This window comes from Hydrogenophaga sp. GW456-12-10-14-TSB4 (assembly GCF_059424305.1).
Genome location: NZ_JBWKZH010000021.1, coordinates 30,461 through 53,873, shown reverse-complemented (window position 1 = coordinate 53,873; position 23,413 = coordinate 30,461). Strand labels below are relative to the sequence as shown.

Below are 23,413 nucleotides of genomic sequence, written 5' to 3'. Positions count from 1 at the left end.
TTGTCTCCTGGTGGTGTTGTTCAGGCGACCCGCACTTCCACGAGCGAGGGTCCGGTCGAGGCGAGGGCCGACTTCAGGGCCGCGTGCAACTGGTCGGCGGCTTCCACGCGTTCGCCGGGCACCCCATGCCCTTGCGCCAGCGCGACGAAGTCGAGGCCCGGCAGGTCGGTGCCCGGCAGCACGGCACCGGCCGGGAAGCCAAGCACGCCGCCGAAGCGTTTCATCGCGCCGTAGCGGCGGTTGTTGACGACGACGAAGGTGATGTTCAGGCCCAGCTGCGCGGCGGTCCACAGCGTCTGGATCGAGTACATGCTGGAGCCGTCGCCGATGATGGCGATCACGCGGCGCTCGCGCCAGGCCAGCGCGATGCCGGCGGCGGCCGGCATGCTGTGGCCCAGGCCGCCGCTGGCCATGGTGAAGAAGCTGCGCGGCTTCAGGATGGGCAGGTGCTGGTGCATCACCACGCGGGCGGTGGGGGCCTCTTCCACGATCACGTCGTCGGGCGAGCGCAGTTCGGCGATGGTCTGCAGGAGGTAAGCCACCTGGATCGGTGCGCCCGGCTCGGCGCGCGCTTCGCGCACCCAGGCCGGCGGCGCGGTGCGGAGGCGCTGCGGCTGCGCGCCTTGCAGCGCCTGCAGCGCCAGGGCGACGTCGCCCACCACCGAGGTGCCCACCGGCGTGCGCGCGGCGGCGTCGGGGTCTTCGGTGAGCTGCCACAGCGTGGCGCCCTCGGGGATGTGCGCGCCCTCGCCTTCGACGTGGTAGGTGAACACCGGCGCGCCCACCACCAGGATCAGGTCGTGGCCGGCCAGCTTCTGCACGATCTGCGCCTTCACCGCCGGCAGGAAGCCGTGGAACAGCGCATGGTCTTCGGGGAAACCCGCGCGCGCCGACATGGGCGCGTTGAACACCTTGGCGCCGTGGCGCTCGGCCAGCGCCACGATGTCGTGCCACGCGCCGGATCGATCGACCTCCGCGCCCGTCACGAACACCGGCCGCTCGCACGCGGCAAGTGCTTGCGCCAGCGCCGCGACGGCCTGCGGCTCGGGCGCGGTGCGCCGGCTCACGCTGCGGGGCGGCACCGGCTCGGCGGGCTGGTCCCAGTCGTCCGAGGGCACGGAGACCAGCACCGGCCCGCAGGGTGCCTGCAGCGCGCGGCGGCAGGCGGTGGCGATGGCCTGGGGCACGTCCTGCGCGCGCGCGGGCTCGATGCTCCATTTCACGTACGGCTGCGGCAGCTCGGTGGCGCGCTCGGAAGCCAGGTAGGCGTCCAGCGGTTGGATCGAGCGCGACTGCTGGCCCGCGATGACCACCAGCGGCGTGCGGTTCTTGAACGCGGTGTAGAGGTTGCCCATGCCGTGGCCGACACCGGCGGCCGAGTGCAGGTTGACGACACCGACCTTGCCGTTGGCCTGGGCATAACCGTCGGCCATGCCCACGCACACGGCTTCCTGCAGGCCCAGCACGTACTGGATGTCGCTGGGGAAGTCGCGGAACATGGGCAGCTCGGTCGAGCCCGGGTTGCCGAAGATGGTGTCCACGCCGAACTGGCGCAGCACGTCGTACACGCCGTCGCGAACGGTGAAAGGGGGCGGAGAAACGAGGCTCATGCGAAATAGCTGCGGTTGACGAACTTGGTGTGGAGATAACTGTCGAGGCCCTCTTCGCCGCTCTCGTAGCCGTAGCCGCTGTCGCGCACGCCACCGAACGGCGCTTCGGCCACGGTCACGACGGTGCTGTTGATGGCCACGCTGCCCACCGCCAGGTCGTCGATCATCTGGCGCTGCAGGCGCGCGGAGTCGGTGAACACGTAGGAGCCCAGGCCGTAGCGCGTGGCGTTGGCCAGCTCGACGGCCTGCGCGGGCGTGTCGAAGGCACGGATCAGCGCGACCGGGCCGAAGGGCTCTTCGCGCATGGCCTTGGCGTCGGGGCTCACGTCGGCGAACACGGTGGGTTGGTGGAAGTAGCCCTGCTCGCCCACGCGCTCGCCACCGGCCACCAGCGTGCCCTCGGTGCGCGTCGTCTCGACGAGCTCGCGGATCGCGCCCAGGCGCCGGCCGTTGGCCAGCGGCCCCATGTCGGTGCCGTCGGCCATGCCGTCGCCCACGCGCAGCGCCGAGGCCGCCGAGGCGAAGGCATCGACGAAGCGCGCGTAGGCGCCCTGCTGCACGAAGAAGCGCGTGGGCGCGTGGCACAGCTGGCCGGCGTTGCGGAACTTGGCCGCGACCAGCTGCCGCGCTGCGGCCTCCACGTCGGCGTCGTCGAACACGATCACCGGCGAGTGGCCGCCCAGCTCCAGCGTGAGGCGCTTGAGCCCGGGCGCGGCCAGGCGGGCCAGGCCCTGCCCCACCGCCACCGAGCCGGTGAAGGAGACCTTGCGGATCACGTCCGACGCGATCAGGTGCGAGGACACGAAGGCCGGCACGCCGAAGACGAGGTTGATCACGCCGTCGGGCACACCCGCTTCGATGAAGCACTCGACCATCTTCGCGACCGAGGCCGGGGTTTCCTCGGGCGGCTTGAGGATGCAGGAGCAACCCGCCGCCAGCGCACCGCCGAGCTTGCGCGCGGCCAGGATCACCGGCACGTTCCAGGGCGACATCAGCAGGCAGGGGCCCACGGGCTCCTTGCGCACCTCGTAGTCGGCACCGGGCTGCGGCGCCGGCAGGATGCGGCCGTACACGCGCTTGGCCTGCTCGGCGTACCACTGCACCATGTCGGCGGCCACGTCCACTTCCATGCGCGCCTGGGGCAGGGGCTTGCCCTGCTCCAGCGTCAGCAGGCGCGCGATGACCTCGCGCTGCGCGCGCAGGTTCTGCACCCCTTGCGTCAGCATGCGCTGGCGGGTCGCCGCCGGCGTGGCGCGCCAGACCTTGAAACCCTGCGCCGCCGCCGCGAGCGCATCGTCGAGGTCGCGCGCCGAGGCGTGCGTCAGCTCGTCGAGCACCGCCTCGGTGGCGGGGTTGATCACCGCGCTGCGCGTGTCCGCGCTGCCGGCGCGCCATTGCCCGCCGATGAACAGGCGCGGCGCGCGGTAGACCGTCTCGCTCATGCTCACTGGTCCGCCTTGATGTTGTTCTTGCGAGCCACCTCGGTCCAGGTGGGGATCTCCTGCGCGATCTGGCGGGTGAAGGCTTCCGAGGTGCTGGAGGCGGGCGTCAGGCCCAGCTGGGCCATGCTCTTGAGCGTCTCCGGGTGCTGCACCGCCTTGGCGACTTCGCGCTCCAGCAGCTTCACGATCGGTGCGGGCGTGCCGGCGGGTGCGAACAGGCCGATCCAGAACTGGATGCTGAGGTCGATGCCCTGCTCCTTGAGCGTGGGGATGTCGGGGAAGGACGGGTTGCGCACGTCGGACGACACGGCCAGGCCGCGCACCAGCTTGCCGTGGATGGCACCGGCCGCCGGGCCCGGGTCGAGCATGCTGAAGGTGGTCTCGCCGCCAGCCACGGACTTCATGGAATCGCCGCTGCCCTTGTAGGGCACGTGCTGCGACTGGATGCCGGTGCGCTCCTTCAGCAGCTCGGTGGCGAGCTGGAAGGTGGAGGCGCTGGAGGCGTAGTTGGAGAGCTGCGGGTTTTCCTTGGTGAACTTCACCAGGTCGGGCATGGACTTGAACGGCGAGTCCGCCTTGACCGAGACGATCAGCGGGAAGGTCGCGATCGTGGAGATCGGGATGAAGTCCTTCTGCGGCGAGTACGGCAGGTTCGAGTAGGTGGCGGCGTTGATCACCAGCGGGCCGCTGGCGCCGATCATCAGCGTGTAGCCGTCGGGTGCGGCCTGCTTGGTCACCACCGCGCCCACGATGGCGCCGGTGCTGGGGCGGTTCTCCACCACCACCGGCTGGCCCAGGCTGTCGCCCACGCGCTTGGCGATGATGCGAGCGAGGATGTCGTTGGAGCCACCGGGCGAATAGCCGACGACGAACTTGATGGGCTTGGACGGGTAGTTGTCCTGGGCGTGTGCGGCAAGGGCAACGGCGCAAAGCGCGATGCCCGCCACGAGGTGTCGGCGGATCATGGTCTTGTCTCCTGTTCTTGAAGGCTTCGAGTATTGACCCGATGCCATGCCACGTAAAATGAGAAATTGCTCTCATCCATAACTTTCAGGACATAGCAGGACGGCCCATGGACTGGACGAATCGACTGCGCCTTCGGCACCTGCAGATCCTGGTCAGCCTGGCCGAGACGCAGAACATCAGCCACTCGGCCGAGCGGCTGAACATGACACAGCCCGCGCTCTCGAAGTGGCTCAAGGAGCTGGAGGCCGACATCGGCCTCACGCTGTTCGAGCGCCACGCGCGCGGGCTTCGCCCCACCGCCCATGGCCGCATCCTGCGCGAGTTCGCGGTGCACATCGGCAACGAACTCGACCGGGCTCGGGAAGAGATGTCGGCGCTGCGCAGCGGCGGCAGCGGCCGCGCCGTGATCGGCGCCTCCGGCGCCACCATCGCGGGCGTGGTGCCGCAGGCGGTGCTCTCGCTGCTGTCCAGCATGCCCAACGCGAGCGTGGAACTGGTCGAGGCGCCGATGGACCGGCTGTTCCAGCAGCTCACGCAGCGCGAGATCGACATCGCGGTGGGCCGCCCGGCGGCCAAGTACCACGACCCCGGCATCGCCTCGGAGGTGCTGTACGAAGAGCGGCTGCATTTCGCGGTGCGCCCGGACCACCCGCTGGCCCGGCGCAAGTCCCTGCAGTGGTCGCACCTGCTGGCGCAGCGCTGGGTGGTGTGGACGCGCGACATCCCCGCGCGCGACCTGCTCGAATCGGCGCTCTCGGCCGCCGGCCGCGCCATCCCGACCGCGAGCGTGCAGTCCAACTCCCTGCTCGCCACCATCGCGCTGGTGGCCGAAAGCGACATGGTGGCCGTGGTCTCCGAGCGCGCCATCGAACTGCCCGAGCGCTGGAAGATGCTCAAGCGCCTGCCGCTGCAGCTGGAGACGGCCAGCGCCATGACCATGTACTGGCGCAAGGACGCGAGCGGCTTCGCGGCGGTGGACGGCCTGCTCGATGCGCTGCGCCAGGTGGCGCGGCACAAGGTCTAACCCCGAACGCGCGACGCCGCCTTCTTCACGGCGGCAGCAAACGCGGTCGCCGCCAGCTTGGGTTGCGTGCCGCGCAGCGACACCACATGCAGCTCGATGTGCACCGTGGGGTTGCTCAGCATGGCCACCTTGAGGCCCTGGCGCAGGCAGTCTTCCAGCGCGAAGGACGGCACGATGGCATGGCCCCGGCCGGCGCGCACCATGGCGATCAGGGTGCCGATCAGGTTCATGCGCGGGCGCTCCTCGTGCGCGCGCCCGATGCGCTCCAGGTGTTTTTCGATCACGGCCTGAATGGGGTTGTCCACCGGCAGGCTGATCAGCGGCAGGTCCGCCAGGCTGGCCCAGGTCTGGCTGGGCCCGAGGCCGCCATCGCCCGTGCCCGGCGGGCTGATGCGCATCAGCCGGAACTTGCACAGCGGCTGGCGCAGCAGGCCCACAGCGGGTTTGATGAAGAAGCCCAGGCCGATGTCGGCCTCGCCTTCGAGGATGCGCTGGCGCACGACGCTCACGTCCACGTCCGCCAGGTGGACCTGCACCTGCGGATGGCTCTGGTTGAAGCCGCTGATGACCTCCGGCAGAAGGCTGGCCGACACCATGGGTGTGGCCGCCACGTCGATGCGCGAGCGCACGGCGGCTTCGCTGCCGCCGATCACGTCTTCGATGTCGCGCAGCTCGGCCACGATGCGCTCGGCCACCGGCTGCAGGCGGCGCCCGGCGTCGGTCAGCGTGACGGAGCGCGTGGTGCGGTCGAACAGGCGCGCGCCGACCTGCTCTTCCAGTTCCTTGACCAGCATGCTCATGCCCGAGGGCGACAGGTGCACCTGCTCGGCGGCCTTGGCAAAACTGCGCAGGCGGCCGATCTCCAGAAAGGCCTGGAGCTGGCGGCTGCCCACATTGATCAGTTTTCTTGAAGAGTTCTTCAAAATCTTCCGTTTGATGAATGTCAAAGGTGTTGCTGTAATTCTCCCTCATTCAATGGAGACAAGGCCATGCATTCCTCTCACACCGTTTCCCCGCCGTCCCGCTTTCGCCGCCACCTCGTGCTCGGTGGCATGGCCGCGCTGGCCGCGCCTTTCGTGCGGGCGCAGGACGCCGCCACCGGCCCGGTCCGCCTGGTGGTGCCTTTCACGCCGGGTACCGGCATCGACCTGATCGCGCGCCAGATCGCGCCGCAGCTCGCGGAGCGCCTGAAGCGGCCGTTCTTCGTCGAGAACAAGGCCGGCGCCTCCGGCAACATCGGCACCCTGGAGGTCGTGCGCGCCGCGCCGGACGGCAGCACGCTGCTGGTGAGCGTCAACACCCTGGTGATGAACGCCGCGCTCTACCCGAACGCGGGCTTCAACCCGGTCAAGGACCTCGCCACCGTCTCGCTCACCAGCTGGGGCCAGCTGCTGCTGGTGACCCACCCCGGCACGAAGATCGACTCGCTGCAGGGCCTGCTGGAGCGCGCCCGCGCCCGCCCCGGTGCGCTCAACTACGGCTCGCCGGGCGCCGGCACGCCGCACCACCTGGCCATGGAGCTGCTGAAGAACCGCGCGAAGATTTCCATCACGCACATCGGCTACCGGGGCACGGCCCCGGCCGTGACCGACCTGCTGGGCGGGCAGATCGAACTGATGTTCCTGCCGATCCACGTGGCGCTGCAGCACATCAAGGCTGGCAAGCTCAAGGCGCTGGCCATCAGCTCGAGCCAGGCGAACCCGCTGCTGCCCGACGTGCCGCCGCTGGGCAGCCTGAACATCGGCAACCTGAACGTGGACATGTGGTACGGCGTGCTGGCCCCGGCGGCCACGCCGCGCCCGATCATCGACCGCCTGAACAAGGAGCTGCAGGAGATCCTGGCGCAGCCCGCGCTGGCCACCGCGTTCGAGACCCAGGGCATGACGCCCGCCCACTCCACCCCCGAAGCGTTCCAGAAACTGATGGCGGCCGACGCCCAGCGCTGGGCATCCCTGATCAAGGCCCAAGGCATCACCGCCGAGTAAGACAACCCCATGAGCAATCACAACAGCAAAGCCGGCACCATCGACACCGAGGTGGTCATCGTGGGCGGCGGCCCGGTGGGCATGGGTCTGGCGATCGAGCTGGGCCAGCGCGGCGTGCGCTGCGTGGTGGTGGAGCGCTACCCGCAACCGCAACCGATTCCCAAGGGCCAGAACCTGACCCAGCGCACCATGGAGCACTTCCACGCCTGGGGCGCGGAGCCGGCGCTGCGCGCCGCGCGCACCATTCCGCCGGAGTACGGCATCGGCGGCCTGACGGCCTACGGCACCCTGCTGGGGCCGCACTACGACTGGCTGCAGCGCGACCTGGTCAAGCCCTACTACTTCACCGGCAACGAGCGCCTGCCCCAGTACGCCACCGAGGCCGTGCTGCGCCGCCGCGTGGCGGAGCTGCCCAGCGTGCACACCTTGTTCGGCTGGGAAGCCGAGGACGTGCAGCAGGACGCCGACGGCGTCACGGTGAGCGTGGTGGAGCGCGGCGGCTCGGGCCGGCGGCAGCTGCGCGCGGCCTATGCCGTGGGCTGCGACGGCGCGCGCTCGGTGATCCGAGACAAGGCCGGCATGACCCAGAGCCGCACGGACCACGACCGCATGATGGTGCTGCTGGTGTTCAAGTCCACGGAACTGCACGAACTGCTCAAGCGTTACCCCGGCAAGTCCTACTACAACGTGCTGCAGCCCGAGCTGAAGGGCTACTGGAAATTCTTCGGCCGCGTGGACCTGGGCAGCACCTGGTTCTTCCATGCCCCGGTGCCGCCCGGCACCACCAAGGACAACTTCGACTTCGCGGCCTACCTGCACGAGGCGGTGGGTGCGCCGTTTGAGGTCGAGTTCGAGCACATCGGCTTCTGGGACCTGCGTTTCATGCTGGCCGACCGCTACCGCCAGGGGCGCGTGTTCATCGCGGGCGACGCCGCCCACAGCCACCCGCCCTACGGGGGCTATGGCGTGAACTCGGGCCTGGAGGACGCGCGCAACCTGGGCTGGAAGCTGGCCGCCACGCTGCAGGGCTGGGGCGGCGAGCCGCTGCTCGACTCGTACGACGCGGAGCGCCGCCCGGTGTTCGGCTCGACGATCAAGGACTTCATCGCCAAGTCGATCGACACCGACCGCGCGTTCCTGGAGACGCACGACCCGGCGGTGAACCAGGCCGCGTTCGACGAGGCCTGGCAAGCGCGCGCGAAAGGCGCGGTGGGCGAGGTGCATGCGTTCGAGCCGAACTACGAAGGCTCGCCGGTGGTGCAAGCCAACGGCAGTGGGAAGGGCCCGAGCTCGGTGGGCTCGCACCGGTTCGTCGCCAGTGCCGGTCACCACATCGCCCCGGCGGTGCTGTCCAGCGGCGGCAACGTGTACGAAGCCTTCGGGCCGGGTTTCACGCTGATCGCGCTGGACGCCGGTGCCGACGAGGTGCAGGCCTTCCGCGACGCGGCGGCGGCCCTGAAGCTGCCGCTCGACGTGGTGGAAGACAGCAGGACCGGCGAGGCCGCGCGCTACGAAGCGCGCCTGGTGCTGGTGCGCCCGGACAGCTTCGTCGCCTGGACGAGCGACACCCCGGGTGCCGATGCGGCGCAGGCGCGCGCGGTGTTGGCGATGGCGCGCGGCGGCTGACGCTCAGCGGACCAGGTCTTCGCGCAAGACCCGTGCCCGAGCGGGTCTCGGTACGCTGAGCCGCAGGCGCTAGAACATGTAGCGGCGCGCACCACCGTCCACATGGCTCAGTGTGCCGGTGATGTAGCTCGCGCGCGCGGAGGCCAGAAAGGCGACCAGACAGGCGAGCTCCTCCGGCTCGCCGAACCGCCGCATGGGGATCTCCGCGTTTTCAACTTCCTTGCGGCGATCCGCCGGGTAGATCCGGCGCATCTGCTCGGAATCCAGCCGCCCGGGCGCAACGCAATTGACGGTGACGCCATCCGCCGCGACCAGGTCCGAGAGCCCTTTCGACCAGGCATTCACAGCGGCTTTCGCCACCACCGTGGCATTGAGACCGCTGGCCTCGTTCTTGCCGGTGACGTTGACAATCCGGCCCCAGCCGCGCGCCTGCATGCCCGGCAGCAAGAGCGAGGTCAGCTGGCGATGCCGCGTCCAGTTCAAGGTCATCACCGCCTCCCATTCGCTGTCCGGTGTGGACAGCGCGACCTGGCGGCTCACGCCCATGCAGTTCACCAGGATGTCGACGCCGCCCCACGAGGCCCGCACGGTCGACGCGACGGTGTCAGGCGCGCCCTCCCCGGAGAGGTCGGCACAGATCTGCAGTTGGCGCGCCGCCCCGCGCGACCGCGCTTCCTGTGCCACCGTGTCGAGCAGCTCAGGCCTGCGCCCCACCACGGCCACGTCAACCCCTTCGGCGGCCAGTTCGATGGCAATGGCCCGGCCCAGTCCCGCGGTGGCGCCAGTCACCAGCGCGCGCTTTCCCCTCATCAACAGATCCATGCGTGTCCTCTTGAAAACAAAGTTCAGGAATTCCCTGGCAGCGTCACCCCCTCCCGCGCAGCCACCAGCTGCACGTAGCGGGGGGTCAACGCGTCGCCCAGCCCTTCGGCCAAAGCGTCCGCGAGGCGGCTGTTCACCTGCGAGGCCACCGGGCCCAGGGCGCCCAGCGCGCCCGCGAACTGGCAGAAGTAGCCCACGTCCTTGGCCGCCGTGCGCAGCGTGACGATGGAGCGGCTTTCGCCGCGCCCCGACAGCCAGGGCGCGAGCCCGCTCAGGCAGCGGCTCTGCCCGCCCGAGCATTCGATCGCGCCCGTCAGCGTCTCGATGTCCAGGCCGGCCTTGGCGGCCACCGTCATCGCCTCGGCCACGGCCGTGAGGTGGGCGAACGCCAGCAGGTTGTTGACCAGCTTGGCGGCGTAGCCCTGGCCCACACCGGCAAACCGGTGCTGCCGCTGGCAGAAGGCGGCGAGCACGGGCGAGACGAAGTCGGCGTCGGCATCGCTCTCGCCCCCCACCAGCGCGTGCAGGCGCGCGGCCATCGCCTCGCGCGGCCCGCCGGTCAAGGGCGCATCGACGAGGCGCACACCGTGCGCGCTCGCCGCGCCATGCAACCGCACGCCGGCGTCGGGCGTGAGCGTGGAGCATTCGAGCACGTGCAATCCGGGCCGCGCCCCCGCCACCAGCGCGTCGCGGCCCAGCAGCACCTCGTTCACCGCTTCCTGGCCCGGCAGGCACAGCACCACGACATCGCTGGCGCTGGCCACCTCCCGCGGCGAGGCGACCTCGCGCGCGCCGGCGGCGATCAGTTCGTCGGCCACCGCGCGCTGGCGGTGGGGCAGGACGGTGAGCGCGAAACCGGCGCGCAACAGGCTCAGCCCCATGCCCCGCCCCATCAGGCCCAGGCCAATCAGGCCCACGTGGCGGGGTGTCGAGCGCGCCACGGGTTCAGTCCGCCTTCAGGTTGGCGTCCTTGGCGACCGCCTTCCAGGCTTCGATGTCGCGCGCCGTCACCGCCGCCATTTCTTCGCCCGGTGTGAACGCGGCGGTGATGCCGAGTTCGAGCAGCTTGGCCACCACCTCCGGTTGCTCCAGCACGTTCTTGAGCGCGGCGGCCAGCTTGTCGACCACCGGCCTGGGCGTGCCCTTGGGCGCATAGAGGCCCCAGCGGAAGGTGCGGTCGAAGGGAATGCCCTGGTCCGAATAGCTCGTCACGTTGGGCAGGGCCGGCGAGCGCGAGCCGCAGGTGGCGATGCCCTTGACCTTGCCGGCCTTGACGAAGGCCGTGCCGGACGAGATGTCCGAGAAGCCCAGCTGGATGTGGCCGGCTTCCACGTCGGTGATCACCTGGGGAATGCTCTTGTACGGCACGTGCAGCAGTTTCACGCCCGCGAGCTGGCTGAACACCTCGCCGCAGAACTGCCCGGTCGAGCCGTTGCCCCAGCTGGCGTACTGCACCGACTCCGGCTTGCCCTTGGCCATCGCGACGATGTCCTTCAGGTCGTTGCCGGGGAAGTTCTTGTTGGCGATGAGCAGGATGCCGGCCGTGCCGATCTGCCCGATGGTGGCGAAGTCCTTGACCGGGTCGTAGCCCAGCTTGGGGTTGAGCGCGGCGCTCAGCATGTGGGTCGAGGCGCCGCCCACCGTGAGGGTGTAGCCGTCGGGCTTTTCCCGCGCGACGTACAGCGTGCCGATGGTGCCGGCGGCGCCCGGCTTGTTCTCCACGATGATGGGCTGGCCGAGCAGCGGCGTCAGCTTGATGCCCAGGTAGCGGGCCACGATGTCGCTGCCGCTGCCGGCCGACGAGCCGGTCACGATGCGGATGGGCTGCCGGGGGAAATCCCCGGCGTCCTGCGCCTGGGCCGCGCCGACGGCGGCCAGCGCCGCGAGCACGGCGGCCCGCCGGAATGAACGAAGCGCGTGGTTCATGTGCTCACTCCGCCCAGGTCTTGATCATCGTCACCTTGCCGGCCTCCCATCGGGCGTAGCCGAACGACTCGGGGCCGGAGCGGCGCGCCTCGGTGTAGTTGACCGGTGGCACCAGCCCGGTGGGGAAGCGGCCGGTGGCGTTGAGCTGGGCGAGCAGCTTCTCGCGCGTGAGGTCCTTGCCCACCTTCTGGGCGGCGAGGTGGAACATCTTGGCGCCCGACATGCCGGCGAAGGCCCAGTAGCCCGGGGGCGTCTGCGGCGCGTACTTCGCGAGGATTTCCTGCGCTTCCTTCACCGCCGGGGTGGTCATGGATTCGTGCGCCACGTACACGTTCATGTAGAGGCCGTTGATGGCCTCGCCCGCGAGCTGCAGCGCCACCGGGTCGGCCATGAGCTGCGGCGCCAGGAAGGCGGACTTGAAGCCGATGCGCTGCGCGCCCTGCAGGAACAGCGCGCCCTGCTTGGGGATCACGGCCATCAGCACCGCGTCGGGCTGCGTCTTGCTCAGGGCCAGCACCTGGGCGCTCACGTCCACGTCGCTGGGCACGTACACCGCCTCGCCCACCACGGTCATGCCGTTGTCCGCCGCGTACTTCTTCGCGCCGGCCAGCAGCTCCTTGCCGTACTGGTCGTCCTGGTAGAACACCGCGATCTTCTTCGCCTTGAGGTTCTCGTTGGCGAACTGGGCCAGCGAACGGCCGTGCAGCGGGCCCAGGGGCGACATGGGGAAGACGTTGCGGTCTTCCGGCTCGTTGATGTTGGGGTGGCTGCCCAGCGGGCCGAGCAGCGGCACGCCGCGTTGTTTGAGGAAGGGCAGCATGGCCAGGGTGTTGGTGGTGCCCAGCGTGCCGACGATGGCGAACACCTCGTCGCGGTCCACCAGCTTCTTGGCGGCGGCCACCGCCTGCTGCGGGTTGTAGGAGTCGTTCTCCGCGCCCCAGACGATCTTGCGGCCGTGGATGCCGCCGTTGGCGTTGACCCATTTGAAGTAGGCGTCCAGGCCGTCGCGGTACTGGGTGGCGCCGGCCGACAGGCCGCTTTGCAGCGGCAGGATGCCGCCCAGGCGGATCTCCTTGTCGCTGATGCCCGGCTCGGCATGGGCCGACAGCGCGGTGAAGGTGGCGGCGGCCGCGATGGCCAGCTTGGTGAAGTTTCTGCGTTGCATGTTGTCTCCTGGGGTGGGGGTTAAGAGGTGCTCAATCGGCACCGAGATACGCTGACAAGACACGGGGATCGCGCGCGACGGTGGCCGCCTCCCCGGACATCTGGATGGCGCCCTTCTCCATCACGTAGGCGCGGTTGGAGATATGGAGGGCCTGGCGCACGTTCTGCTCGACAAGCAGCACCGTGGTGCCCTGCTCGTTGATCTGCCTGATCAGTTTCATGATGTCTTGCACGAAGCGCGGCGAGAGGCCCAGCGAGGGCTCGTCGAGCAGCAGCAGCCGGGGCCGCGACATCAGCGCGCGGCCGATGGCCACCATCTGCTGCTCGCCGCCCGAGAGGGTGGACGCGAGCTGCGACAGCCGCTCCTTCACGCGGGGGAAGATGTGCAGCACGCGGTCCCAGTCGGCCTGGATGCCGGCGCTGTCGCGCCGCGTGTAGGCGCCCATCCTGAGGTTCTCCGCGACGGTGAGGTCACCGAAGAGCTGGCGCCCTTCGGGCGAGAGCGCCACGCCCTCGCGCACCACCTTGTCCGCGCCCAGGCCCAGGATCTCCTTGCCGTCCAGCCGGATCGAGCCCTCCACCCCCTTGGTCATCACGCCGGTGATGGCCGCCATCAGGGTGGACTTGCCGGCGCCGTTGGCCCCGAGCAGCGAGACCACGTCGCCTTTCTCGACATCGAGGTCGATGCCCATGAGCGCCCGGATGCCGCCGTAGCGCGCGCGCAAACCCCGTACTTCAAGCAGCGGCATGTTCTTCCTCCCCGAGGTAGGCCTCGATCACCAGCGGATGGCAGCGCACTTCGGCGGGCGTGCCCTCGAACACCTTGCGGCCCTGCACCAGGACCACGATGTGCTCGCACACGCTCATCACCAGGCGCATGTCGTGTTCGACCAGCAGTACGCTGGTGGACAGCTCGTCGCGGATGCGGCGGATGCGCTCGCCCAGCCACTGCGACTCCTGCGGGTTCATGCCGGCCGCCGGCTCGTCGAGCAGCAGCAGCGAGGGCTGGCCGGCCAGCGCGCGGGCCAGCTCGATGTTCTTCTGCGTGCCGAAGGCGAGCTCGCCCACCGGCGTGTCCGCGAGGTGCTCGAGCGCCACCTTGCCCAAAAAGGAGCGCGCCTCCTCGCGGGCGCGGGCATGGGCCCGGCGCGCGCGCGGCAGGGTCAGCAGCTGCGACAGCAGGCCGACGCGGTGGCGGAACAGGCTGCCGGTGAGCACGTTGTCCAGCGCGCTGGCTTCGGGGAACATCTCCAGGTTCTGGAAGGTGCGCATGATGCCCAGCGCCGCCAGGCGGTGCACCGGTTGCTCCAGCAGGTTCACGCCCTGGTAGTGCAGCTGCCCCTGGTTGGGCGTGTAGAGCCGGCTCAGGCAGTTGAGCAGCGAGCTCTTGCCGGCGCCGTTGGGCCCGATCAGGCCGACGATGGCGCCCGGCGGCACGTCGAAGCTCACGTCCTCCAGCGCCTTGAGGCCGGCGAAGGACAGCGAGAGGCCGCGGATCTTCAAACCTTCTTTCATGCGACACCGCCTTTCTGCCGGGGCACGGCAGCGGCCTCTTCGCCGGCGGCGCGGCGCTCGCGCAGGTGGCGCCACAGCTCGCCCAGGCGCTGCGGCAGCGAGGCGATGCCGCCGGGCAGGAAGTGCATGAAGCCGATCAGGATCAGGCCGTAGACGATGTTCTGCGCGTCCTTGAGGCTGCGCAGCAGCTCCGGCGCGAGCGCCAGGAACAGCCCGCCCAGGATGGCGCCGGCCACGCTGTTCATGCCGCCGACCACCGCCGCCGTCATGAAGCTCAGCGACACGGTGAGCGTGAACGAGTCGGTGCTCAGCTGGCCGATCAGGTGCCCGAAGAGCGCGCCCGAGAGGCCGGTGAGGAAAGCGCTGATGCCGAAGGCCACGAAGAGGCTGCGGGCGCGGCCGATGCCCATCACCTGCCCCGCCGTCGGGCTCATGCGCAGCGCCATCAGCCCCAGCCCGTCCATCGACTGGCGGAAGTTGTGCGTGAGCCAGGCGGCGAGCACGCAGACCGCCAGCACCACGTGGTAGTAGCTCAGGTCGCTGGAGAGGTCGATGCCCCAGAGCGAGGGCCGCGTGACCAGCATGCCCGAGCGGCCGCCGGTGACGGCGTCCCACTCGTAGAGGATCTGGTGCACCACCAGCGCGAAGCCCAGGGTGGCGATCGCCAGGTAGTGGCCCTGGACCCGCAGCGCCGGCAGCGCCACGAGCAGGCCCGCCAGCAAGGCCAGCACGCCGCCGGCCAGCACGCCCAGCAGCAGCGGCGCGCCCAGCTTGGAGACCAGCACGGCGCTGGTGTAGGCGCCGATGGCCCAGAACGCGGCGTGGCCGATGGAGATCTGCCCGCCCATGCCCATGAGCACGTTCATGCTCATGCACACCAGGGCATAGACCAGCACCATGGCCAGGATGTAGTGGCCGTAGGGGCCCACGCCGTGCGGCGCGACCAGCGCGGCGACCAGCGCGAGGCCGGCCAGCCCGTGTTGTTTGAGTGCGCGCATCACGTCACACCTTCTTTCGGATGGAGCGGCCGAACAGGCCGGCGGGCTTGACCATCAGCACCAGGATGATCAGGGTGAAGGCCAGGGCGTCCTTGAGCGCGGCCGAGAGGTAGGCGCCCACGAAGGTTTCGGCCAGGCCGAGCAGCACGCAACCCACCACGGTACCCGGCAGGCTGGTGAAGCCGCCGAGGATGGCGCCGGCGAACGCCTTGAGGATCACCGGCACCATCATTTGCTGGTCCAGGAAGGTGACCGGCGCGATCAGCATGGCCGAGGTCACCGAGAGACCGCAGGCCACGGCCCACGAGATCGCGGCCACCCGCTCGACGCGGATGCCCATCAGCCGCGCGGCGCGCGGGTTGTTGCTGGCCGCGCGCATCGCGATGCCGTCGCGGGTGTGCTCGAAGAACAGGTAGAGCAGCACCATGGCCACGCAGGCCACGGCCACGATGCCCAGGCTGCTCGGCGGCACCTTGGCCCCGAAGAGGTCCAGCGGCTCGGCCGGCAGCAGCGAGGGAAAGCGGTAGGGGTCGTAGCCCCAGATCAGGCCCGCCACGCTGTTGAAGATGAACCACAGGCCCACCGTCACGATCAGCAGGTTCAGGTGCGGCGCGGCGCCCAGCGGGCGGATGACCACCCGCTCCAGGAACATGCCCAGCAGCGCGCCGCTGAGCATGCCGACCACGAACACCAGGGGCAGCGGCCAGCCGGAAGCGGCCAGCACGGTCATGCCGGTGAAGGCGCCGATCATGCCGATCTCGCCCTGGGCGAAATTGACGACGTCGGTGGCTTTGTTCACCAGCACCAGGGACAGGCCCAGCAGGGCGTAGATGCTGCCGAGCGCGAGGCCGGCCACGATGAGGGAGATGACCATTCGCTGCTCCTCAGGGCCGGATGAAGGCGCCGCCGTTGACGTCCAGCGTGATGCCGGTGACAAAGGCCGCCAGGTCGCTGGCCAGGTAGAGGCAGGCGCCGGCGATGTCCGCCGGCATGCCCACGCGCCGCAGCGGGAAGCTGCGCGCCAGCTCGTGCTTGGCCGAGTCGGGGTTCGCGCCGCGCGAGAAGTCGGTCAGGATGAGACCCGGCGCGACCGCGTTGACGCGGATGTTGTCCGGCCCGAACTCGCGCGCCATGGCCCGCGCCAGGCCCAGCACGCCGGCCTTGGCCGCACAGTAGTGCGCGCCGCCGAAGACACCGCCACCCTGCAGGGCTGAGAGCGAGCTCACGCACACGATGTTGCCACCGCCCTGGCGGCGCAGGATGGGGAGCACGGCTTGCGACATGAGCAAAGTGCCCTTGAGCACCACGCTGGTCACGAGTTCGTAGTCCGCGTCGGTGACGTCGAGCACGCCCTTGCGCTGCGTGAGCCCGGCGTTGTTGACCAGCACGTCGATGCGCCCGTGGCGTTGCAGGACGGCGGCCACCGCCGCCTGGCAGGCCTGCGCATCCGTCACGTCGCAGCCCACACCCATGTGCGCGTCACCAAGCCCTTGCGCCGCCGCGCTCGCTTCGCCTTCGTCGAGGTCGAGGATGGCGACCTTGGCGCCGTGTTCGGCGAACAGCCGGGCAGTCGCCAGGCCGATGCCGCGTTCGCGCGAGGCGCCGGTGATCAGCACCACCTTGTCTTTGGCCAGTTGGAGTTCCATGTCCACCTCAGATGCTCATGGCGCCGTCGACCACCAGCACGGCGCCGGTGACGTAGGACGCTTCATCGGAGGCCAGGAAGAGCGCGGCATTGGCGATCTCCTGGCTGGTGCCCTGGCGGCCCATGGGACAGCGCGCGTTGCGCGTGGCCATGATCTGCTCGAACTCCTCGGCCGTCTTGTCCTTGTAGAGCGTGCGGATGTGGGGCGTGTCGATCATGCCCGGCACCACCACGTTGCAGCGGATGTTCTGGTGCGCGTACTGGCGCGCCATGACCCGCGTCATGTGGTTCACCGCTGCCTTCGACGAGCTGTACGAGATGAAGGCCTGCGCGCTCCATTTGAGGCTGGCGGTGGAAGACACGTTGACGATCGCGCCACCGCCCTGGCGCTGCATGATGGGGATCACTTCCTTGCAGGTGAGAAAGACGCTCTTGAGGTTGACGTCGTGCACCAGGTCCCACGACGCTTCGCTGCTCTCGACCACGTCGCCCCGCACCTCGATGCCCACGTTGTTGTGCAGGATGTCGATGCGGCCGTAGGCCTCCAGGGTGGCGGCCACGGCGGCGCTCACGTCGGCGTGGCGGCTCACGTCCGCCTGCAGCGCAATGGCACGGCCGCCGGCGGCCTCGATCTGCGCGGCTGTGGCCTGCGCCGCCTCGAGGTTCTTGTCGACCACGGCCAGCGCAGCCCCTTCGCGGGCGAAGGTGAGCGCGACGGCCTGGCCGTTGCTCAGGCCGCCCTCGTGGAAGGACGAGCCCCCGCCCATCAGCAGGCAGATCTTGTCTTGGAGTCGTTTCATGGTGGTGGCGCTCACTGGTCGAGGAAGCGGAAACGGAAGCCGCTGCTGCACGAGCAGATGCGGCCGGCCGTGGGGGTGGGGAAATGCGCCGTCAGCAGCAGGTCCTGCGTGTCGGCGAGCCGTTCGATGACCTTGTTCTTCGAGGCGTTGGCCATCGCCTGGTCGAAGTTGTGCTGCGTCTCCAGCGTGGGTTCGAGGAACAGGATCGGGTGGTGGATCAGGTCGCCGGTCATGATGGCCTCGACCCCGCCGCCCTTGACGTGGATCGACACATGGCCCGGCGTGTGCCCTGGCGTGGGTTCCAGCCAGACGCCGTCGTCCAGCGTGCCTTCGACCAGGTGGTCCATGTCCACGAACATGACCTGCCCGGCTTCGACGATGGGCAACACGCTGTCGGCGAAGGAGCCGTGGCCCACCGGGTAGTCGGGCTTGCCGGCGTGCAGGCGGTTGAAGTGGTCGAACTCCTGGCGCGCCATGACGTACTTGGCGTTCGGGAAGGTCGGCACCCAGCGGCCGTCCTCCAGCCGCGTGTTCCAGCCCACGTGGTCGGTGTGCAGGTGGGTGCACAGCACGTAGTCGATGTCCTTGGGCTGCAGGCCGAACCTGGCCAGGTTGCCCAGGTAGTCGGGCGAGTCCAGCAGGTGCTGCCACGCCATGCGCGGGCCGCGGTGCTTGTGGTTGCCGTTGCAGGTGTCGACCAGGATGTTCTTGCCCCGCGTGCGGATCAGAAAGCTGTGGAAGCTCAGGCCGAGCTTCTTCGTCTCGGGGTGGATCAGCACCGGGCCGAGTTCGGCCTGGTGGCGGTCGAGCATCTCGGGCGTGACGGCGGGGTACATCCACGCCGCGTCCAGAAAAATGGTTTCGTATTCGACGACGCGGTCGATGGTGATGCTGCCCAGGGTGATGGTCTTCATGTCGGAAATGCGCTGCGGCTGAAGTGGCTGAGAATGGCACGAAGTCTAATAACGATATTAGGCACGTTTTATAGGGTATTCCCTGGCTTGTTTTGAAGTTAACTCATATCGATTTCAGTAAATTTCAAGCTGTGGGAGAATCGCCGGCGTGAAAGAGACCTCGCCCCGAAAACCCACGGTTTCCGACGTCGCGCGCCATGCAGGCGTGTCGCCCGGCAGCGTCTCGCGCGTGCTCACCGGCAAGAACTGGGTCTCGGACGATTTGCGCAAGCAGGTGCTCGAGGCCGCCCGCGCGCTGAACTACATCCCCAACAGCGTGGCCCAGAGCCTGAAGACGCAGCGCACCATGACCGTGGGCGCCATCGTCTCGGACATGGCCAACCCGCTGCACGGCCGTTTTCTCGCGGCGGTGCAGGAGCGGCTGGAGGCCGAGGGTTACTTCCTCATCGTGGCCAACGACAAGAGCCAGCCCGAGCGCGATGTCGCGCTGCTGGAGCTGTTCGGGCGGGGCCGGGTGGACGGCGTCATCGCCGGCATCGCCGACGAACTGCACCCGCGCACGCTGCAGGCCCTGCAGTCGCTGCGCCTGCCGGTGGTGTTCCACGACCGCGATCTGCTCGGCATCGGCGATGCGGTCGGGCCCGACCACCGCATGGGCGCGCACGAGGCCACGCGCCACCTGATCGGGCTCGGCCATCGCCGCATCGCGCTGATGACCCCCAGCGCCTCGATCCGGCCCGGCCGCGAGCGGCTGGCCGGCTACCGCGAGGCGCTGCAGGAAGCCGGCATCGAATACGACCCGGCGCTGGAGGCGATCCTGGAAGCCTCGGGCGGCGACATGGCCTTCAGCGCGACCAAGCACATGCTGGGGCAGGCGCAACGGCCCACCGCCGTGATCTGCCTGGGCACCCAGATGCTGGCCGGTGTGATGTCGGCCGTCGGCACCCTGGGCCTGTCGGTCCCGCGCGAGCTCTCGCTCATCGGCATCGGCGACACCGAGCTGGTGCGCCTGAGCACGCCGGCCATCACCGCCGTGCGCTGGGACATCGCGCTGTGCGGCCGCTGGGCGGCGGAGATGATGCTGGAGCGGTTGCGGGAGGACGGCGAAGAACGCGCGCCCTACCGCATGCTCGAAATGCCGACCGAAATGGTGCTGCGTCATTCGTGCGCACCCCCGCTGGCCGGCTGATTCCTCAGGCCGGCAGCGCCGCCTCGCCCAGCCGCACGTTGCCCAGCTGCAGGCCCGGGTCCAGCGCCTGCTGCAGGGCCGAGCACAGGCCGCGCAGCGGCGCTTCGGTGAAGCGGTCGTAGAAGCGCTGGTTGTAGGGCCCCACGCCGTGTTCGGCGCTGAAGCTGCCCGAGAAGCGCACGACCACCGCTTCGTACAGGGCCTCGCGCAAGGCCTCGATCTGCGCCGCCTGGGTGTCGTCGGGCACCGTCATGTTGAGGTGCACGCCGCCGTCGCCGATGTGGCCGAAGTCGCAGAGCCGCGCGCCGGGCAGGTGTTGTTCGATGAGCGCCTGGGCCTCGTCGCGAAACGGGGCGAACGCGGAGCGCGCCACCGCCACGTCGAACGCGACCAGCCGCCCCTGCGACTGCACCGACTCGCTGATCGCGTGGCGGATGCGCCAGAGCTGCGCGGGCTTGTCGACGATGGCGTCCAGGATGCCGCCCTGCTCCATCCGGCCTTCCAGCCAGGCCATGAGCATGCCTTCGAGGTCCAGGCCGCGGCCCGGCGCCACCGCGCTGGAGACCTCCATCAGCACCGCGTAGGGCGGCGTCTGCGCAAACACGCCCTGCCCCTGGTGGCGCTCGACCGCCTGCAGGGCGCCGTGGGACATGCCCTCGAACGCGCTGACGAAATCGCCCATGTCCTGTTCGAGCGCGCACGCCAGGGCGACGGCGGTGTCGGCGGAGTCCACCGCCACCAGCGCCGTGGCGCTCTGCTGCGGCAGGGGGTGCAGCTTGATCGTGGCCCGGCCCACGATGCCGAAGGCACCGAAGCTGCCGCAGAGCAGCTGCGCCCAGTCCAGGCCGGTGTTGTTCTTGCGCAGGTTGCGGTCGGCCCCGACCAGCTGCCCGGCGGGATGGGCCAGCACGGCCTGCACGCCGAGCAGGTTCTCGCGCACGCCGCCGTAGCGGATCAGCCGGGCCCCGCCGGTGTTGGTGGCGACCATGCCGCCAATGGTCGGGTCCGCACCGAGATCGATGGGGAAGCACAGGCCGTGCGCCTGCGCTTCGCGGTTGACGTCGGACAGCCGAAAGCCCGCCGCCACGGTGGCGCTGCGGTTGACCGGGTCGATGTGCAGCACATCGCGCAAGCGCTGCGTGGACAGCACCCACTGCGTGCCATCCGCCGTGGGCGTGGCCGCGCCCACCAGGCCGGTCGCCGCGCCTTGCGGCACCAGTTGCGCGCCGCTGTGGATCAGCTCGCGCACCACCCAGGCGAGTTGCGCCAGGTCGGCCGGACGCACCACGCCCAGCGCCTGCCCCGAACCGTGGCGCGCGGAGGCCTCGTAAGGCGCCATGTCGGGGCGGTCGAGCACGAGGCCGCGTTCACCCAGCCGGTCCCGCAGGCGATCGGCGAGACCGGTGTCGATGTCGGGCCGGGTCATCCGACGCTGCCCGTGGCGCACGCAGCGCGCAGGCGGCGTTCGCACGCCGCCAGGGAGGCCGCCTGCGCGGCCTCGTACAACGCGATCTCGTCCATCACCGGGCTGCCCAGCGCCTGCTCGAACGCCGCCTGCTGGCCCTGGCTGTCGTAGCTGCTGCGCACCTCTTCGCCCAGGTTCGAGCGGAAGATGCCCGCCGCGCTCACCGGCAGGAAGTCTTCGTAGGTGATGGGGGTCAGGGCGAGCCAGCCGCCCGCGACCAGCTGCGGCAACTCGGCATCGGCCGGGGGCGCGGTCTGCGCCAGCCGGGCGGCGTCCACCTCGAAGCGGAAAAAGGCCAGCCCGTCCTGGAACAGCGCCTGCACGTCGTCCGGGAAGGCGTCGAAGGCGTTCTTCACGCCCGAGCGGGCCTGCGCCAGCAGCTGGTCGTACAGCGCCCGGCCCTTTCGGGTCAGCGCACAGCCGCGCTGCTCCACCTCGCCGAAGCGCGCGGTGTGCGTGCCGTCGCCCGCCTCGCCGATGAAGCGGATGGGCTCCTCCAGCGCGAGGAAGCTGGTCTGCCGCAGCAGCACCGGCACCGCGCGGCGCGGTGGCCCTTCGATGCTGTCCTTGGCCGCCAGGTCGGCGCCGGGCATGCGCTGCTGCACCTGGTCGATGTCCAGCGTGCGCGGCGTCAGGTGGTTGATGTGCGGTCCCTTGAAACACACGATGTCGGCCACCAGCGCGTGGGCAGAGCGCAGCTGGCGGTAGGTCGCCAGGTCCACGGTGGCTTCGTGGTGCCACTTGAAGGTGTGGATCAGCTCGCTCACGAACTCGCGCGCGTCCCCGGCCGCCAGGCCGCCCTGCTGCTCGGCCTGCTCCAGCAGGGCCAGGCAGCGCGCCGTGAAGATCTGGCGCCGCGACAGGATCTCCTGCGCGCGCTGGCGCAGGGCCGCATCGGCGATGAGCTCCAGCCGCAGCAGGGAGGTGAAGACGCGGAACGGGTTGTGGTCGAGCGAGGCATCGGTGACCGGGCGAAACGCCGTCGAATGCACCGGCACGCCGGCCGCGCTGAGGTCGTAGTAGCCCACGGGCCGCATCCCCATCAGCGCGAACAGCCGCCGGATGGTGGCCAGCTCGCGCGCGCTGCCCAGGCGGATGGCGCCGTGCCGCTCGACTTCGAGGCGGTCGAGCTGGCCGTCGCGCCGCAGGCGCTGGGCCAGCCGGGGGTTGCGGGCCAGCTCGGCCTCGTTGACCTGGGCGACCAGGTCGCACAGGCTGCCGTACTGAGGCACTTCCGTGCGGTAAAGATCCGACATGGCACGCGAGAACAGCGTGCGGATGTCGTCCGGATGCATATGGCTCATGGGAGGCGGATGACCTTGTCAGTCGATGTGGATCTTGGCGTCGGTGGCGATCTTCTGGAACTTGACCATGTCGCTCTTGATGCGCGCATTGACCTCGGCCGGTGCCATGAACTCGGGCACGAAGCCGGCGTCGAACATCGCTTCCTTGACGCTGGGGTTTTCGATGGACTTGCGCATCGCGGACGACAGCGCATCCATCACGTTCTTGGGCGTGCCGGCGGGCGCGAACACCCCTTGCCACCAGGTGGCGTCGAAGCCCTTGAGGCCGAGTTCGTCCACCGTCTGCAGCTGCGGGAAACGAGGGTCGCGCTTGACGCCGGTGGTGGCGATGGCCTTGAGCCGGCCGGTGTCGAGGTAGGGCTTGGCTTCACCGATGTGGATGCAGTCGGCGAACCCGGCCACCACGTCCTGCGTGGCCGGCGCATTGCCTTTGTAGGGCACATGCGACACCTGGATGCCGGCCATGCTGCTCAGCAGCTCGCTGCTGAAGTGGTTGCCGCTGCCGGGGCCGGCGGTGGCCACATTGAGCTTGCCCGGGTTCTTCTTCGCGTGCTCGATCATGCCCTTGAGGTCGTCGAACGGGGCCTTGGGGTTGCACACGATCACGGTGGAATACCAGAACGCGCCGCCGACCGGCGCGAAGTTCTTCAAGGGGTCGTAGCTCAGGGTCTTCACCACGGCCGGCAGCAGGGCCTGGCCGATGTTGTTGCCGTAGAGCAGCGTGTAGCCGTCGGCCGGCGCGCGGGCCACTTCCGAAGGGCCGATGCGGCCACCGCCGCCGCCCTTGTTCTCGACCACCACCGGCTGCCCCAGCGACTCGCCCATGAGCTTGGCCACGATGCGCGCACCCATGTCGGTGCTGCCGCCCGGCGCGGCCGGCACGATGAGGCGGATCGGGCGGGAAGGAAACTTGTCCTGGGCGGACGCGGTGAAGGGCAGCGCGGCGGCGCCGGAGCAGGCGATGGCCGTGGCCAGCAGAATTCGTCGGTTCATGGTTGTCTCTTTGTACTCGTTCCGT

Annotated in this window: 22 protein-coding genes; 4 read left to right on the top strand and 18 right to left on the bottom strand. The window is 69.6% G+C overall.

The annotated features are described in order from the left end of the window. Positions 1 to 20: 20 nt before the first annotated feature. From mdlC to AC07ZS_RS12535, 3 genes are read right to left on the bottom strand one after another with little or no spacing between them, the layout of a single operon-like run. On the bottom strand, positions 21 to 1,610 hold the full coding sequence (gene mdlC / locus AC07ZS_RS12545; RefSeq protein ID WP_494798935.1) for a benzoylformate decarboxylase: 1,590 nt from the start codon (positions 1,608 to 1,610) through the stop codon (positions 21 to 23). Then, positions 1,607 to 3,052: an NAD-dependent succinate-semialdehyde dehydrogenase gene (locus AC07ZS_RS12540; RefSeq protein WP_494798934.1), complete on the bottom strand. Its 1,446-nt coding sequence runs from the start codon at positions 3,050 to 3,052 to the stop codon at positions 1,607 to 1,609. Before AC07ZS_RS12540 ends, mdlC begins: the two co-directional genes overlap by 4 nt. Positions 3,053 to 3,054: 2 nt before the next feature. Beyond that, complete coding sequence (locus AC07ZS_RS12535) at positions 3,055 to 4,017, bottom strand: Bug family tripartite tricarboxylate transporter substrate binding protein (RefSeq protein WP_494798933.1); 963 nt, start codon at positions 4,015 to 4,017, stop codon at positions 3,055 to 3,057. Positions 4,018 to 4,124: 107 nt separating this feature from the next. On the opposite strand from AC07ZS_RS12535, the gene AC07ZS_RS12530 reads away from it, so the two are divergent. Then, positions 4,125 to 5,042 (top strand): LysR family transcriptional regulator, encoded by a 918-nt coding sequence (locus AC07ZS_RS12530; RefSeq protein ID WP_494798932.1) that lies wholly within the window; start codon positions 4,125 to 4,127, stop codon positions 5,040 to 5,042. Here AC07ZS_RS12530 and AC07ZS_RS12525 read toward each other — a convergent pair. Next, the gene (locus AC07ZS_RS12525) at positions 5,039 to 5,965 is read right to left on the bottom strand and encodes a LysR family transcriptional regulator (RefSeq protein ID WP_494798931.1); all 927 of its coding nucleotides are present in this window, start codon (positions 5,963 to 5,965) and stop codon (positions 5,039 to 5,041) included. The genes AC07ZS_RS12530 and AC07ZS_RS12525 overlap by 4 nt on opposite strands. Positions 5,966 to 6,031: 66 nt before the next feature. Between AC07ZS_RS12525 and AC07ZS_RS12520 the strand changes: the two genes are divergently transcribed. Together AC07ZS_RS12520 and AC07ZS_RS12515 are read left to right on the top strand one after the other, a co-directional pair. Next, a complete protein-coding gene (locus AC07ZS_RS12520; RefSeq protein ID WP_494798930.1) occupies positions 6,032 to 7,027 on the top strand; it encodes a tripartite tricarboxylate transporter substrate binding protein in 996 nt (331 codons plus the stop codon). Between the two features lie 9 nt (positions 7,028 to 7,036). Continuing rightward, positions 7,037 to 8,653, top strand: a complete 1,617-nt coding sequence (locus tag AC07ZS_RS12515) for an FAD-dependent monooxygenase (RefSeq protein ID WP_494798929.1) — start codon at positions 7,037 to 7,039, stop codon at positions 8,651 to 8,653. A gap of 69 nt (positions 8,654 to 8,722) precedes the next feature. Here AC07ZS_RS12515 and AC07ZS_RS12510 read toward each other — a convergent pair whose 3' ends face one another. Genes AC07ZS_RS12510 through AC07ZS_RS12460 form a run of 11 tightly spaced genes read right to left on the bottom strand, consistent with a single transcriptional unit; the run spans position 8,723 to position 18,437 of the window. Then, a complete protein-coding gene (locus tag AC07ZS_RS12510; protein WP_494798928.1) occupies positions 8,723 to 9,475 on the bottom strand; it encodes an SDR family NAD(P)-dependent oxidoreductase in 753 nt (250 codons plus the stop codon). Positions 9,476 to 9,498: 23 nt separating this feature from the next. Next, complete coding sequence (locus AC07ZS_RS12505; protein WP_494798927.1) at positions 9,499 to 10,416, bottom strand: NAD(P)-dependent oxidoreductase; 918 nt, start codon at positions 10,414 to 10,416, stop codon at positions 9,499 to 9,501. 4 nt (positions 10,417 to 10,420) lie between these two features. Beyond that, a complete protein-coding gene (locus AC07ZS_RS12500; RefSeq protein WP_494798926.1) occupies positions 10,421 to 11,401 on the bottom strand; it encodes a Bug family tripartite tricarboxylate transporter substrate binding protein in 981 nt (326 codons plus the stop codon). A 4-nt stretch (positions 11,402 to 11,405) separates the two neighbouring features. Next, complete coding sequence (locus tag AC07ZS_RS12495; RefSeq protein WP_494798925.1) at positions 11,406 to 12,566, bottom strand: ABC transporter substrate-binding protein; 1,161 nt, start codon at positions 12,564 to 12,566, stop codon at positions 11,406 to 11,408. A 31-nt stretch (positions 12,567 to 12,597) separates the two neighbouring features. Continuing rightward, positions 12,598 to 13,314 (bottom strand): ABC transporter ATP-binding protein, encoded by a 717-nt coding sequence (locus tag AC07ZS_RS12490; RefSeq protein ID WP_494798924.1) that lies wholly within the window; start codon positions 13,312 to 13,314, stop codon positions 12,598 to 12,600. Continuing rightward, the gene (locus AC07ZS_RS12485; RefSeq protein WP_494798923.1) at positions 13,301 to 14,080 is read right to left on the bottom strand and encodes an ABC transporter ATP-binding protein; all 780 of its coding nucleotides are present in this window, start codon (positions 14,078 to 14,080) and stop codon (positions 13,301 to 13,303) included. Before AC07ZS_RS12485 ends, AC07ZS_RS12490 begins: the two co-directional genes overlap by 14 nt. Further along, entirely contained in the window at positions 14,077 to 15,078 is a 1,002-nt protein-coding gene (locus AC07ZS_RS12480; protein ID WP_494798922.1) for a branched-chain amino acid ABC transporter permease, read from the bottom strand. The genes AC07ZS_RS12485 and AC07ZS_RS12480 overlap by 4 nt, the downstream gene beginning before the upstream one ends. Before the next feature lie 4 nt (positions 15,079 to 15,082). Then, positions 15,083 to 15,952, bottom strand: a complete 870-nt coding sequence (locus AC07ZS_RS12475; RefSeq protein WP_494798921.1) for a branched-chain amino acid ABC transporter permease — start codon at positions 15,950 to 15,952, stop codon at positions 15,083 to 15,085. A gap of 10 nt (positions 15,953 to 15,962) precedes the next feature. Then, complete coding sequence (locus tag AC07ZS_RS12470) at positions 15,963 to 16,724, bottom strand: SDR family NAD(P)-dependent oxidoreductase (protein WP_494798920.1); 762 nt, start codon at positions 16,722 to 16,724, stop codon at positions 15,963 to 15,965. A gap of 7 nt (positions 16,725 to 16,731) precedes the next feature. Further along, entirely contained in the window at positions 16,732 to 17,523 is a 792-nt protein-coding gene (locus AC07ZS_RS12465) for an SDR family NAD(P)-dependent oxidoreductase (RefSeq protein WP_494798919.1), read from the bottom strand. A gap of 11 nt (positions 17,524 to 17,534) precedes the next feature. Beyond that, positions 17,535 to 18,437, bottom strand: coding sequence for an MBL fold metallo-hydrolase (locus AC07ZS_RS12460; RefSeq protein WP_494798918.1), 903 nt, complete (start codon positions 18,435 to 18,437; stop codon positions 17,535 to 17,537). A 148-nt stretch (positions 18,438 to 18,585) separates the two neighbouring features. On the opposite strand from AC07ZS_RS12460, the gene AC07ZS_RS12455 reads away from it, so the two are divergent. Next, a complete protein-coding gene (locus AC07ZS_RS12455) occupies positions 18,586 to 19,626 on the top strand; it encodes a LacI family DNA-binding transcriptional regulator (RefSeq protein ID WP_494798917.1) in 1,041 nt (346 codons plus the stop codon). Between the two features lie 4 nt (positions 19,627 to 19,630). Here the strand turns inward: AC07ZS_RS12455 and AC07ZS_RS12450 are convergent, their stop codons facing one another. From AC07ZS_RS12450 to AC07ZS_RS12440, 3 genes are read right to left on the bottom strand one after another with little or no spacing between them, the layout of a single operon-like run. Next, positions 19,631 to 21,052 (bottom strand): FAD-binding oxidoreductase, encoded by a 1,422-nt coding sequence (locus tag AC07ZS_RS12450; protein WP_494798916.1) that lies wholly within the window; start codon positions 21,050 to 21,052, stop codon positions 19,631 to 19,633. Further along, positions 21,049 to 22,395, bottom strand: coding sequence for a 2-oxoadipate dioxygenase/decarboxylase HglS (hglS, locus tag AC07ZS_RS12445; protein WP_494798915.1), 1,347 nt, complete (start codon positions 22,393 to 22,395; stop codon positions 21,049 to 21,051). Before hglS ends, AC07ZS_RS12450 begins: the two co-directional genes overlap by 4 nt. A gap of 18 nt (positions 22,396 to 22,413) precedes the next feature. Beyond that, positions 22,414 to 23,388, bottom strand: a complete 975-nt coding sequence (locus AC07ZS_RS12440; RefSeq protein WP_494798914.1) for a Bug family tripartite tricarboxylate transporter substrate binding protein — start codon at positions 23,386 to 23,388, stop codon at positions 22,414 to 22,416. Positions 23,389 to 23,413: the final 25 nt, after the last annotated feature.